The organism is Trinickia sp., from assembly GCF_051961175.1.
Classification (GTDB): domain Bacteria; phylum Pseudomonadota; class Gammaproteobacteria; order Burkholderiales; family Burkholderiaceae; genus Trinickia.
The window spans coordinates 1-13,421 of record NZ_JBQCDN010000350.1; the positions used below are offsets into that span (position 1 = coordinate 1).

General features: G+C 63.4%; 11 protein-coding genes and 1 other RNA gene. 8 read left to right on the forward strand and 4 right to left on the reverse strand.

Annotation, left to right across the window (positions count from 1 at the left end):
* The 4 genes from ssrA to ompA all read right to left on the reverse strand — a co-directional run.
* Positions 1 to 121: a transfer-messenger RNA gene (gene ssrA / locus ACTHL0_RS20335) on the reverse strand; the annotation flags it as partial.
* Positions 122 to 253: 132 nt separating this feature from the next.
* Positions 254 to 967: an HAD-IA family hydrolase gene (locus ACTHL0_RS20340; RefSeq protein WP_440568686.1), complete on the reverse strand. Its 714-nt coding sequence runs from the start codon at positions 965 to 967 to the stop codon at positions 254 to 256.
* An 83-nt stretch (positions 968 to 1,050) separates the two neighbouring features.
* Positions 1,051 to 1,749: a bifunctional 2-polyprenyl-6-hydroxyphenol methylase/3-demethylubiquinol 3-O-methyltransferase UbiG gene (ubiG, locus tag ACTHL0_RS20345; RefSeq protein WP_440568687.1), complete on the reverse strand. Its 699-nt coding sequence runs from the start codon at positions 1,747 to 1,749 to the stop codon at positions 1,051 to 1,053.
* Between the two features lie 145 nt (positions 1,750 to 1,894).
* The gene (gene ompA / locus ACTHL0_RS20350) at positions 1,895 to 2,551 is read right to left on the reverse strand and encodes an outer membrane protein OmpA (protein WP_440568688.1); all 657 of its coding nucleotides are present in this window, start codon (positions 2,549 to 2,551) and stop codon (positions 1,895 to 1,897) included.
* A 556-nt stretch (positions 2,552 to 3,107) separates the two neighbouring features.
* On the opposite strand from ompA, the gene gyrA reads away from it, so the two are divergent.
* The 8 genes from gyrA to cmk all read left to right on the forward strand — a co-directional run bounded on the left by gyrA (position 3,108) and on the right by cmk (position 13,185).
* Positions 3,108 to 5,729, forward strand: coding sequence for a DNA gyrase subunit A (gene gyrA / locus ACTHL0_RS20355; RefSeq protein WP_440568689.1), 2,622 nt, complete (start codon positions 3,108 to 3,110; stop codon positions 5,727 to 5,729).
* Positions 5,730 to 5,898: 169 nt separating this feature from the next.
* Positions 5,899 to 6,504, forward strand: coding sequence for a DUF2059 domain-containing protein (locus ACTHL0_RS20360; protein WP_440568697.1), 606 nt, complete (start codon positions 5,899 to 5,901; stop codon positions 6,502 to 6,504).
* 238 nt (positions 6,505 to 6,742) lie between these two features.
* Positions 6,743 to 7,825: a 3-phosphoserine/phosphohydroxythreonine transaminase gene (gene serC / locus ACTHL0_RS20365; protein ID WP_440568690.1), complete on the forward strand. Its 1,083-nt coding sequence runs from the start codon at positions 6,743 to 6,745 to the stop codon at positions 7,823 to 7,825.
* A 58-nt stretch (positions 7,826 to 7,883) separates the two neighbouring features.
* A complete protein-coding gene (gene pheA, locus ACTHL0_RS20370; protein ID WP_440568691.1) occupies positions 7,884 to 8,966 on the forward strand; it encodes a prephenate dehydratase in 1,083 nt (360 codons plus the stop codon).
* A 103-nt stretch (positions 8,967 to 9,069) separates the two neighbouring features.
* Positions 9,070 to 10,182, forward strand: a complete 1,113-nt coding sequence (gene hisC / locus ACTHL0_RS20375) for a histidinol-phosphate transaminase (RefSeq protein WP_440568692.1) — start codon at positions 9,070 to 9,072, stop codon at positions 10,180 to 10,182.
* A gap of 63 nt (positions 10,183 to 10,245) precedes the next feature.
* Positions 10,246 to 11,175 carry a prephenate dehydrogenase gene (locus ACTHL0_RS20380; RefSeq protein WP_440568693.1) on the forward strand — a complete coding sequence of 310 codons (930 nt, stop codon included), beginning with the start codon at positions 10,246 to 10,248 and terminating at the stop codon, positions 11,173 to 11,175.
* 11 nt (positions 11,176 to 11,186) lie between these two features.
* Positions 11,187 to 12,491: a 3-phosphoshikimate 1-carboxyvinyltransferase gene (aroA, locus tag ACTHL0_RS20385; protein WP_440568695.1), complete on the forward strand. Its 1,305-nt coding sequence runs from the start codon at positions 11,187 to 11,189 to the stop codon at positions 12,489 to 12,491.
* A gap of 19 nt (positions 12,492 to 12,510) precedes the next feature.
* Positions 12,511 to 13,185: a (d)CMP kinase gene (gene cmk / locus ACTHL0_RS20390; RefSeq protein ID WP_440568696.1), complete on the forward strand. Its 675-nt coding sequence runs from the start codon at positions 12,511 to 12,513 to the stop codon at positions 13,183 to 13,185.
* Positions 13,186 to 13,421: the final 236 nt, after the last annotated feature.

Genomic DNA, 13,421 nt, shown 5'->3' on the forward strand with positions numbered 1-13,421 from the left:
TAGGCTGCCAGTGCGAACGTTTCGTCGTTTGCAGTTACGTTTTTCCCATTGATTAACGAGGTGACGGGTCCTCGGCATGCCCTGACTGCTTCATAACCCTTGTCGAAACCAGGTCGGCCCCTACAAGCGTGAACAGCAATTATCTCACAGAACCCGACATGGTGCGGCCGACGCGGAAATCAAGAGGGCGCCTGGGCCCGGACTGGGGCCGAACGAAAAACACCCGCCTCCGCAGCCATGGCCAGGAGGCGCCTCAGCCGAGCGTGCCGAGCAAATGGGCCAACTGCTCCGTGGAATCGACGATGTGCTGCGCGTGCCACATCGCGGGCGGCAAATCCGCGCCGCAATAGCCGTAGGCGGCAGCGACAGTGGCCATGCCGGCCGCAAAGCCGGCTTGGATATCGCGCAAGTCGTCACCGATATAGACGATTTTTCCCGGCGCCAGCGCCAGCGCTTGCGCGGCATGCAGCAGCGGGGCGGGGTGCGGTTTCGAGTGCGGGGTGGTGTCTCCACTCACGACGCAGCTCGCGCGGGAAGCCAGCCCCAGTTGCTCGACGAGCGGGACCGTCAGGCGCCCCATCTTGTTCGTGACGATGCCCCAGCGAATGCCACGTCCATCCAACGCATCGAGCAAGGGGGCGATCCCAGGAAAGAGTGTCGTTTCAATGCAGAGGTCGGCTTCGTAGTTGGCCAGGAATTCCTCGCGCATCGGCGCGTAATCGCGATCGTCGGGCCCAATACCGAACGCGCCGCCGATCAAGCCTCGTGCGCCGGCCGAGGCGAGGGGCCGCAGCCGCTCCACGGGAACGAGTTCGAGCCCCCGGTCGCGCCGCATCTTGTTGACGGCGGCGACGAGATCGGGCGCCGTATCGGCCAGTGTGCCGTCGAGGTCGAACAGGGCCGCGCAACATTGCGCGATCTGCGGCGCGTCATTGTGCTGCACAGGCTGCGGGGTGGTCTGGCTCATGAATCGGGAGAGATAAGGAATGGACGGGCGAACGGGGACCGTCGAAAGCGGCAAGCGCACCTCGCCTACCGCTTGCCAGGCGCTTAACCGTCGAGACGGCAGGCGAACAAGTAGTTGACGCTCGTGTCGTCCGACAGCGTGAAGTGTTTGCCCAGCGGACGATACGTGATGCCCTTGACTTCAACTTCACGGAGGCCCGCCGCGCGTGCGAAACCGGCAAGCTCCGAAGGACGAATGAACCGTGCGTAATCATGCGTGCCTTTGGGCAGCATCTGAGCGATGTACTCGGCGCCGATCACGGCGAGCAGATACGACTTCACGTTGCGGTTCAGCGTCGAAAAGAACACCCAGCCGCCCGGCTTGACGAGCGTCGCGCAGGCTTTCACGATTGCGGCCGGATCCGGCACGTGCTCGAGCATTTCCATGCAAGTCACGACGTCGTAGCTGGCAGGCTCGCGCGCGGCGAGCGCTTCGGCTGCGATTTCCTCGTATTCGACCGTAATGCCGCTTTCGAGGCTGTGCAGATCGGCCACGCCCAGCGCCTGGTTCGACAGATCGATCCCTTTCACTTGCGCGCCGAGGCCGGCCATCGATTCCGAAAGAATGCCGCCGCCGCAGCCAATATCCAGTACGCGCTTGGCCGGCAGGTGTGCGTGGGCATCGATCCAGCCGAGCCGGACCGGATTCAGTTCATGCAGGGGTTTGAATTCGGCGTTCGGATCCCACCAACGGTGTGCAAGTTCGCTAAATTTCCGTAGCTCGTGGGGATCGGCATTCGTCATAACGTTACGGGAAGGGAGGCCAGGATTAGGCCGAGTATATCGAGGGTTGCGCGCTGCGGCAAAAACGGACCGGCCGATGAACCCTGGCGACGACAGAAAAAAACCCCGCCGAAGCGGGGTTTTTCGTGATGCGAAGCGGGGCAGCTTACTGCTTGGCCTGCTGCGTACCGACGACTTCGACTTCCACGCGGCGGTTCGGTGCCAGGCAGGCGATGAGTGCCTTGCGGTTCTTCTGGGCGCAATCCGTCTTGACCGGGTTACGCTTGCCCTTGCCTTCCGTGTAGATCTTGTTGGCCGGCACACCCTTGCTGACCAGATAAGCCTTCACAGCTTGCGCGCGGCGCAGCGACAGACGGTCGTTGTATTTGTCCGAACCAATCTTGTCCGTGTAGCCCGTTGCAACCACGACTTCCACGTTCATGCCTTCGATCTTCGAAGCCAGATCGTCCAGCTTTTCCTTGCCAGCCGGCTTCAGGACAGCCTTGTCGAAGTCGAACAGCGAATCGGCTTGGTACGTGACCTTCTCGCTCGTCAGGGCCGGAGCAGCCGGAGCGACCGGTGCCGGCGGCGTCGGGGCTTGCGCGACGAGCGCGCCGTCACACTTGGCGTTGGCCGTGGCCGGCGTCCAGAACGCATCGCGCCAGCAAAGCTCGTTCGTGCCGTTCATCCACACGTATTCGCCGGTGCCGTTCACCCAGTTGTCGTTCGTAGCTTGTCGCGACGCCGGCACCGACTGTGCCGATGCGGATGCAGCCATGACTGCGGTAGCTGCAATGAACGCGAGCTTTGAAAATTTATTCATATTTCTCCTCTCGAAATTGAGATTACCGCAGGTTTACTGCGAGCTTGGATGACGAAGACTAGTCATACATTGCTCGGAGTATAACATTGGTGCGGCACAAAAAACCGTGACCCTGTGGACACTTCGAGCAGCGTCTAACCAAGTGCGTTGGCATTTTGCCATATCGTTCCCTTCTTACGAAAAAAAATTCCTACCGTCTGTTACGGGCCGTTTGGATTGTGGTGCCTCAGCAACAACAAGGCGCAACGGGCATTTCGGGGCGATCGCCGGCCGCACGATGCGTGCCCGCGCGAGCACAACCCGCTACCGAACCGCGACCGAACCGCGGACAAACGGCGAAGGAAACTCAGGACTCCCCCGTCGGCATGAATCTGCGGCGTTCGGGCTGTTCTCGCCCGGGTGCGTGGGGGAGTACATGCCGCGCGTGTCGGGCGCGGCTGGCGCCCATGTTAGAATCGCGTGATGCCCGGCGCTTCCTGCTGGGGCCGCGGGAGTGAGTGGGGGTGAGCGTATCACGCAGTTTTCGCTCCGCTCACGCCCGAAAACGATACGGATAATGGATCAATTCGCCAAAGAGACTCTGCCGATCTCCCTCGAGGAGGAAATGCGCCGTTCGTATCTCGATTACGCGATGAGCGTGATCGTGGGACGGGCGCTCCCCGATGTCCGGGACGGCCTGAAGCCGGTGCACCGCCGCGTACTGTACGCGATGCACGAGCTGAACAACGACTGGAACCGCCCGTACAAGAAATCGGCGCGTATCGTCGGCGACGTCATCGGTAAATACCATCCCCACGGCGATACCGCGGTGTACGACACCATCGTGCGCATGGCGCAGAATTTCTCGCTGCGCTACATGCTGGTGGACGGCCAGGGCAACTTCGGTTCGATCGACGGCGACAACGCCGCCGCCATGCGATACACCGAAATCCGCATGGCCAAGATCGGCCACGAACTGCTCGCCGACATCGACAAGGAAACGGTCGATTTCGGTCCGAACTACGACGGCAGCGAGAACGAGCCGCTGATCCTGCCGGCGCGCATTCCCAATCTGCTGATCAATGGCTCGTCGGGCATCGCCGTCGGGATGGCAACGAACATCCCGCCCCACAATCTGAACGAAGTCGTCGACGCGTGCCATCATCTGCTGAAGAATCCGCAGTCGAGCATCGACGAGCTCATCGAGATCATTCCGGCGCCCGATTTTCCGACGGCCGGCATCATCTACGGCGTGGCCGGCGTACGCGACGGCTATCGGACGGGGCGCGGGCGCGTCGTCATGCGCGCCGCCACGCACTTCGAGGAAATCGACCGCGGTCAGCGCATGGCGATTATCGTCGACGAGCTGCCGTATCAGGTGAACAAACGCTCGCTGCTCGAGCGTATCGCCGAACTCGTCAACGAGAAGAAGCTCGAGGGCATCTCCGATATCCGCGACGAATCGGACAAGAGCGGGATGCGCGTCGTCATCGAGCTCAAGCGCGGTGAAGTGCCTGAGGTGGTGCTGAACAATCTGTACAAGGCCACGCAGCTGCAAGACACGTTCGGCATGAACATGGTCGCGCTCGTCGACGGCCAGCCCAAGCTCCTGAATCTGAAGGAGATGCTGGACGCGTTCCTGGCGCATCGGCGCGAGGTGCTGACGCGGCGCACAGTATACGAACTGCGCAAGGCGCGCGAACGCGGTCACGTGCTCGAGGGGCTCGCTGTCGCACTCGCGAACATCGACGAATTCATCGCCATCATCAAGGCCGCGCCTACGCCGCCGATCGCCAAGCAGGATTTGATCGCGCGGGCGTGGGATTCGTCGCTCGTGCGCGACATGCTGGCCCGCGCCGAAGCCGATAACGCGGCGGCCGGCGGGCGCGACGCGTACCGTCCCGAAGGCTTGAATCCGGCGTTCGGCATGCAGAGCGACGGCTTGTACAAGCTGTCCGATACGCAGGCGCAGGAAATCCTGCAAATGCGTCTGCAACGCCTGACGGGGCTCGAGCAAGACAAGATCATCGGCGAATATCGCGAAGTCATGGCTCAAATCGCCGATCTGCTGGACATCCTGTCCCGGCCCGAGCGCATCACGGCCATCATCGGCGATGAACTGACGGCCGTGAAGGCTGAGTTCGGCGATGCCCGCCGCTCCAAGATCGAGCTGAACGCGACGGAACTCAACACCGAGGATCTGATCACGCCGCAGGACATGGTCGTGACGATGTCGCACACGGGGTACGTGAAGTCGCAGCCGCTGTCGGAGTACCGCGCGCAAAAACGCGGCGGGCGCGGCAAGCAGGCCACGCAGATGAAGGAAGACGATTGGATCGACACGCTGTTCATCGCGAACACGCACGATCACATCCTGTGCTTCTCGAACCGCGGCCGCGTTTATTGGGTCAAGGTGTACGAGGTGCCGCAAGGCTCGCGCAACTCGCGGGGCCGGCCGATCGTCAATATGTTCCCGCTGCAGGATGGCGAAAAGATCAACGTCGTGCTGCCGGTCAAGGAGTTCTCGGCCGATAAGTTCGTGTTCATGGCCACTTCCCTCGGCACAGTTAAAAAGACGCCGCTCGAGGCTTTCAGCAGACCATTGCGCAAAGGTATCATTGCGGTCGGGCTCGACGAGGGCGATTTCCTCATCGGTGCGGCCATTACCGACGGTCAGCACGACGTCATGCTGTTCTCCGATGCCGGCAAGGCCGTGCGCTTCGACGAAAACGACGTGCGTCCGATGGGCCGCGAGGCGCGTGGCGTGCGCGGCATGCAGCTCGAAGAAGGGCAGCAGGTCATCGCCATGCTCGTGGCCGGCAGCGAAACCCAAACTGTGCTCACGGCGACCGAAAACGGTTACGGCAAGCGTACGCCGATCACCGAATACACGCGGCATGGGCGTGGCACCAAGGGTATGATCGCGATCCAGACGTCCGAGCGTAACGGCAAGGTGGTGGCTGCCACACTGGTCGATGCCGAAGGTCAAATCATGCTGATCACGACGACGGGTGTGTTGATTCGCACACGTGTGGCGGAGATTCGCGAGATGGGCCGGGCAACGCAGGGTGTTACACTCATCAGCCTTGACGAGGGGACGAAGCTGTCCGGCCTGCAGCAGATTGCGGAAGCCGATTCGGATGTCGACGTCGATGGCGCGGCAGACGAAGAAGCGGGCGAGGACGGCGGGCAGCAGTGAACGTGACGCGGCGCGCCGCCGCGACCACCCCGGTTTAACGAAAGACAAAGAAGCGCGCGAGCAATCGCGGTACAGGTGAGGGCGCCCGTCGCGGCTGACGACGGCGGGCGTGACGAACGGGGCCGCACCGTCTCGCGCGCGAACGATTCATTTTTTAGAGGGAGTGATGATGCAACGACGATTCAAGCAATGGATGCTGCTGGCTGCTTTCGTGCCGACTTTCGCGATGGCGCAAGCCCTCCAGAGCCAAGCGCCGGCGGCTCCGGCTGCTGCCGCCGCCGCCCCGGTCGATCCGGCCAAGCAAGCGGCGATCAAGGAGCTGCTCGAGGCCATCGACGCTCAAAAGCTCGTCGGTGCGATCGGTAACAGCGCTCAGATGCAAGCCAAGCAGTACGTGCCTGAAATCCTGTCGGAAGCGCTGTCGGAGAACAAGACGCTGAGCGACAAGCAAAAGCAGGCCGCTGTGCCGACGCTGCAGAAGAACGCGGTGCAGAAGCTGGTGGATTCGGCCGGTCAAGTGTTCACGACGGACGCATTCCGCAACGACGCGATGCAAGCGCAGTACGATGCCTACGCGAAGTACTACTCGGCCGACGAAATCAAGGATCTGACGAAGTTCTACAAGAGCTCGACGGGCCGCAAGTTCATCCAGGTGCAAGATCAAGTGGGCCGCGATGTTGTCGGCGGCCTGATGCAGAAGTACATGCCGCAGTCGATCCAGGCCACGCGCGCGCAAGCCGATAAGGAAGTCGCCGCGGTCAAGCCCGGCAAGTAAAATCCGCACACGCCGAGCTGCCCCGTCCGCTTGGGCCGGGCCGTTCGGGCTTCACGCCGTGGGCTCGTTCGGCGAGCCTGCGCGAGCGGTTTTCAATCGGCGGTGCGATAATGGCCGTTTGCGCGAAATGCGCGAACGGCCATTATCTATTTCTGAGTTGAGCCCGGCGTGTATGCCGGCAGCGTGCGCGGCGTTCACGTCCGCTCATCCGTTCATCCACATTCCCAGGGGTTTCTCGATGCGCGTCTTCAATTTCTCGGCCGGGCCCGCGGCGCTGCCCGAAGAGGTGTTGCGTCAAGCGGCCGATGAAATGCTCGATTGGCATGGCAGCGGTATGAGCGTGATGGAGATGAGCCATCGCGGGCGCGAATTCATGTCGATCCACGAGGAAGCGCTGACGGATCTACGCGAGTTGCTGCAGGCGCCGGCGAGTCACCGCGTGCTGTTCCTGCAAGGCGGCGGGCTGGGGGAAAACGCGATCGTTCCGATGAACATGCTCGGCAAACGGGATGTCGCCGATTTCGTCGTCACGGGTTCGTGGTCGCAAAAGACGTTCAAGGAAGCCGGCAAGTACTGCAAGCCGCATCTGGCTGCATCGGGCGAGACGCCCGACGGCTTCACGCGCGCGCCGAAGCGCGGCGAATGGCAATTGTCCGATGATCCGGCTTACGTTCACCTTTGCACGAACGAGACGATTCACGGTGTCGAGACGTTCGATATCCCCGAACTGGGCGATGTCCCGCTCGTGGCCGATGTCTCCTCGCACGTGCTGTCGCGGCCGCTCGATGTGGCCAAGTATGGCGTCATCTACGGCGGCGCGCAAAAGAACATCGGCATGGCCGGGTTGACGATTGTCGTCGTGCGCGAGGATCTGCTCGACCGCGCGCTGTCGATTTGCCCGTCGGCCTTCGAATGGCGCATCGTGGCCGAGAACAATTCAATGTTCAATACGCCGCCAACGTACGCGATCTACATCGCGGGCCTCGTCTTCAAATGGCTCAAGCGGCAGGGCGGATTGCAGGAAATCGAGGCGCGCAACCTCGAAAAATCGAAGCTGCTTTACGACACGATCGATGCGAGCAGCTTTTATTGCAACAAAGTGGAGCGCGATTCGCGTTCGCGGATGAACGTCCCGTTCTTCCTCGCGGATGAATCGCGCAACGAGGATTTCCTTGCCGGCGCCAAAGCGCGCGGGCTGATGCAGCTCAAGGGCCACAAGTCCGTCGGCGGCATGCGGGCGTCGATCTACAACGCGGTGCCGCTCGAGGGCGTCAAAGCGCTCGTCGAGTACATGAAGGAATTCGAACGCACCCGCGCCTGATCGCGCGGGGCAGGGCGCGCGCGCCGCGCCGCCCGTTTTCGACACGGCCGTTTTACGCATGGACGACGAACTTAATTCAAAGCTGAAGCCTTTGCGCGACCAGATCGATGCGATCGACGCGCAGGTCATCGCGCTGCTCAATCAGCGCGCAGCGATCGCGCTCGAAGTGGGCGAGGTCAAGAAGCAGTACAACGCACCGGTATTTCGGCCGGAGCGCGAGCAGCAGGTGATTTCACGCTTGCAGGCGCTGAGCGATGGTCCGCTCGAGGGCGAACACATCAGCGCAATCTGGCGCGAAATCATGGCGGCGAGCCGTTCGCTCGAACAGCCCGTCACCGCGGCCTATCTCGGCCCGGCCGGTACGTATAGCGAAGAGGCGATGGTCGAGTACTTCGGCCATTCGATCGGGGGGCTGCCATGCCTGTCGATCGACGAAGTGTTTCGCTCCGTCGAGGCGGGCAGTGCGCAGTTCGGTGTGGTGCCGGTCGAAAATTCGAGCGAGGGCGCGGTGTCGCGTACGCTCGATTTGCTGCTGCAATCGCAATTGGTGATCGGCGGCGAACTCGCCTTGCCGATTCGACACAACCTGCTCACACAAAGCGGGGCGCTTCAAGGCGTCGTGCGCGTCTGCGCGCATGCGCAGGCCCTGGCGCAATGCCAGCGCTGGCTCGCGGCCCACCTGCCGCATGTCGAGCGCCAAGCGGTTTCGAGCAATGCCGAGGCGGCGCGCATGGCGTCGCTCGATCCGACCGTCGCGGCGATCGCCAGCGACCGGGCGGCGTCGTTTTACGGGCTGCAGATCGCGAACGCGATGATTCAGGACGATCCGCACAACCGAACGCGCTTCGTGATGATCGGCCACGAACCGGCGGGCCGCACCGGGCACGACCAAACGTCGCTGATCGTCTCGGTGAAGAATGAGCCGGGCGCAGTATTCAAGCTGCTCGAGCCGCTGGCCAGACACGGCGTGTCGATGACGCGTTTCGAGTCGCGTCCCGCGCGCGCCGGCACGTGGGAATACTACTTTTATATCGACATCGAAGGGCATCGTGAGGACGCGCCGGTTGCCGCCGCGCTCGCCGAGCTCGAGAAGAAGGCCGCGTTCCTGAAGATCCTCGGCGCGTATCCTCGCTCGCGCTAGTGCCGCAAATGTTGGCGCGCTGCCCGTCCTGCGATGCACGATGCGCCCGCGCACCGATTCATCCAGTGAATACGAACTCGTACAATCCGCTTTGGAGACAGTCATGACGATGCAATACGGCCCTTCCTACGTGCGTCAAATCGCCCCTTACGTTGCCGGCAAACCGATTTCGGAAGTCGCGCGTGAGTTCGGGCTCGACGAAGCGCAGATCGTGAAGTTGGCATCGAACGAAAATCCGCTCGGTATGCCCGAGTCGGCGAAGGCCGCGATGGCGCGTGCGGCAGCCGAACTCGGCCGCTATCCCGATGCGAATGCGTTCGAGCTCAAGGCCGCGCTGGCCGCACGTTACGGGGTGCCGGCCGAGTGGATCACGCTCGGCAACGGCAGCAACGATATCCTCGAAATCGCCGCGCATGCTTTCGTCGAAAAGGGGCAGTCGGTCGTCTATGCTCAGTACTCGTTCGCGGTGTATGCGTTGGCGACGCAAGGGCTCGGCGCGCGGGCGATCGTCGTGCCGGCCGTGAATCATGGACACGATCTCGATGCCATGCTCGCCGCGATCGAAGAGGACACGCGTCTGGTGTTTATTGCCAACCCGAACAATCCGACGGGCACGTTCATCGAAGGGCCCGTGCTCGAGGCATTTCTCGACAAAGTGCCGAAGCGGGTGGTTGTCGTGCTCGACGAGGCGTATACGGAGTACCTCGCGGCCGATCGCCGCTACGATTCGATCGCCTGGGCGCGCCGCTATCCGAACCTCATCGTGTCGCGCACGTTCTCGAAGGCGTTCGGGCTGGCAGGGCTGCGCGTCGGGTTCGCGATTGCTCAACCCGAATTGACCGATCTTTTGAACCGGCTGCGCCAGCCGTTCAACGTCAACACGATCGCGCAAGCCGCCGCCATCGCGGCGCTGAACGATACCGCGTTCCTCGAAAAGACGGCCGAGCTCAATGCCGCCGGCTATCGTCGTCTGACGCAAGCCTTCGATCAGCTCGGCCTCGAATACGTCCCCTCGTTCGGCAACTTCGTGCTTGTGCGAGTGGGCAACGACGACGGCGCCGGTGCGCGCGTCAACCTGGCGCTGCTCCGGCAGGGGGTGATCGTGCGTCCGGTTGGCAATTACGGGCTGCCGCAGTGGCTGCGCGTGACCATCGGCCTGCCCGAGGAAAACGAAGCGTTCCTCGCCGCACTCGAAAAATCGCTCGCGCCGGCCTGACGGCCGCGCGGCAAACCTCGCGCGCGCCCGGTGCGCGCGCCTCTTTCCGCTTGCGAGCAACTTTTGACCACGTTCACTTTCGACAAACTCGTCATCTTCGGCGTGGGGCTGATCGGCGGCTCGCTGGCGCGCGCCTTGCGCGAGCGAAGCGGCACCGGGCGCGTGGGGCGCATCGTCGGTGTCGGCCGCACGCGTGGCTCGGCCGAGCGTGCACGCGAGCTCGGCGTCGTTGATGACATCGCGGTGCTCGGCGACGACGCCGACTTGGCCGCGGCGCTGGCCGGTGCCGATCTCGTCCTGATCGCGGCGCCTGTCGCGCAAACGCAGCCGTTGCTCGCACGCATCGCGCCGTTCCTCGATGCGCGCACGATCGTCACCGATGCGGGCAGCACGAAGTCGGACGTCGTCGCGGCGGCGCGTGCCGCGCTCGGTGCGCGCGCGGCTCAATTCGTGCCCGGTCATCCGATCGCCGGCCGTGAGTCGAGCGGCGTCGAGGCCGCGCTGCCGGATCTTTATGTGGGCCGCAATGTCGTCCTGTGTCCGTTGGCCGAGAACAGGCCGGCCGACGTCGCCCGTATCGACGCGCTATGGCGCGCGACGGGCGCCTGCGTGAGCACGATGAGCCACGAGCAGCACGATCGGGTATTCGCCTCGGTCAGTCATTTGCCGCATTTGCTGTCGTTCGCGCTCGTGGAGCGCATCTTGAACGCGCCGGACGCGGCGCTGAAGTTTTCGTTCGCAGCCGGCGGGTTCCGTGATTTCACGCGGATCGCGGCATCGAGCCCCGAAATGTGGCGCGATGTCTGTTTGGCCAATCGCGATGCGCTCGTCGAAGAATTGGACGGCTATACGAAGGTACTCGCCGAGTTGCGCGCGGCAATTGTCGCGGGCGACGGCGCCACGCTCGAAGCGGTCTTCTCACGCTCGCGCGAAGCGCGTACTCAATGGCAGGAACGCGGCGGCCGTTCGAGCGGCCCGCTCGCGCCGAAATAAAAGGACCTCTCATGGATTACCTCGATCTCGGCCCCTACTCCGGGGCGCAAGGCACGATCCGTCTGCCCGGCTCGAAGAGCATTTCCAATCGTGTTCTCCTCCTGGCGGCGCTGGCCGAAGGCGAGACCACGATTTCGAACCTGCTCGATTCCGACGACACGCGCGTCATGCTCGATGCGTTGGAAAAGCTCGGCGTGAAGCTCACGCGCGAGAGCGACGGCTGCGTCGTGCAAGGCACGCGCGGCGCGTTCACCGCGAAAACGGCGGACCTCTTTCTCGGCAATGCCGGCACCGCGATTCGTCCGCTCACGGCCGCGCTGGCCGTCAACGGCGGCAACTATCGCATGCACGGCGTCCCGCGCATGCATGAGCGGCCGATCGGCGATCTCGTCGATGGCTTGCGTCAGATCGGTGCGCGCATCGATTACGAGGGCAACGAAGGTTTTCCGCCGCTGCGCATCCGTGCCGGGACGATCGCGGTCGACGAGCCGATTCGCGTGCGCGGCGACGTCTCGAGCCAGTTCCTGACGGCGCTCTTGATGACGCTGCCGCTCGTGCGGGCCCAGAGCGGCGAGATCGTCGTCGAAGTGGAGGGCGAGCTGATCTCGAAGCCGTATATCGAGATCACGATCAAGCTGATGGAGCGCTTTGGCGTGACGGTCGCCCGTGAAGGCTGGCAGCGCTTCACCGTGCCGGCCGGGGTGCGCTATCAGTCGCCCGGTTCGATCATGGTCGAGGGCGATGCGTCGTCGGCTTCGTATTTCCTCGCGGCCGGGGCGATCGCGGGCGGGCCCGTGCGCGTCGTGGGCGTGGGGCGCGCGAGCATTCAGGGCGACGTCGGATTCGCCGACGCGCTGACGGCGATGGGCGCGAACGTCACGATGGCCGACGATTGGATCGAGGTGCGCGGCGTGGGGCACGATCACGGCCAGCTCGAAGCGATCGACATGGATTTCAATCTGATTCCCGACGCGGCGATGACGATCGCCGTTTGCGCACTGTTCGCGCGCGGCACGACGCGGCTGCGCAACATCGGCAGCTGGCGGGTGAAGGAGACGGACCGGATCGCGGCGATGGCCGCGGAGCTGCGCAAGGTCGGCGCGACGATCGAAGAGGGCGAAGACTTCCTCGTGGTGACGCCGCCCGCGACACTGGCGCCGAACGCCGCGATCGATACCTACGACGATCACCGGATGGCGATGTGTTTCTCGCTCGTCTCGCTCGGCGGTGTGCCCGTGCGCATCAATGACCCGAAGTGCGTCGGCAAGACGTTCCCCGATTATTTCGACCGCTTTAAAACGCTCGTTCGCGTTTGAGGCTCGACCTTTTGCCTAGATGAAACCGACTCGCCCGTTTCACCAGACCCCCGTCATCGCCATCGACGGCCCGACCGCTTCCGGCAAAGGCACGGTCGCGGCACTCGTCGCCGCCCAGCTCGGCTTTCACCTGCTCGACAGCGGGGCGCTTTACCGGCTCGCCGCGCTCGCAAGCGTGCGCTACGGCGTCGCGCCCAGCGACGAGCAGGCGTTGGCCACGCTCGTGGGCGACTTGCACATCACCTTTCGGGAGGGGTGCGCGCAACTCGACGGCGTCGATGTCTCGAGCGAGATCCGCGCCGAGGAAATCGGCAATCGCGCCTCGGCGATCGCCGTCCATCCTGACGTGCGAGCCGCTCTGGTGGCGCGTCAGCGGGCATTCCGCAAGGAGCCCGGGCTGGTCGCCGACGGGCGCGACATGGGCACCGTGATCTTCCCCGACGCCGTTCTGAAGGTGTTTTTGACGGCCAGTGTCGAGGCCCGCGCGGCCAGACGGCATAAGCAATTGATCCAAAAAGGATTTTCTGCTAATATGGATGACTTGCTCCGGGATTTGCGTGAGCGCGACGAACGCGATAGCAATCGCGCCGCCGCACCGCTCAAGCCCGCAGCAGACGCAAAGCTGCTCGATACTTCTGCGCTTTCGATCGACCAGGCGGTCGGCGAAGTGGTGAAGTGGTATCGGGCGCGGTAGGTGCTCGAGGTGCCGATGGCGGCACGCCTCGAGCGTGGGATTAACCCTTAACCCCGTATGGTGTTCGCATCGAGTCGCAACGCGCCGCTGAGTTGACGCTCGGCCGGCTCTGACACCCGCGAAGCCATGCCATTACGCATTTTTATGTCCGACCTGCAAACCTCCAACCCGAACACCGAATCTTTTGCGGCCCTTTTCGAAGAGTCGCTGACCAAGCAAGACATGCGCGCCGGCGA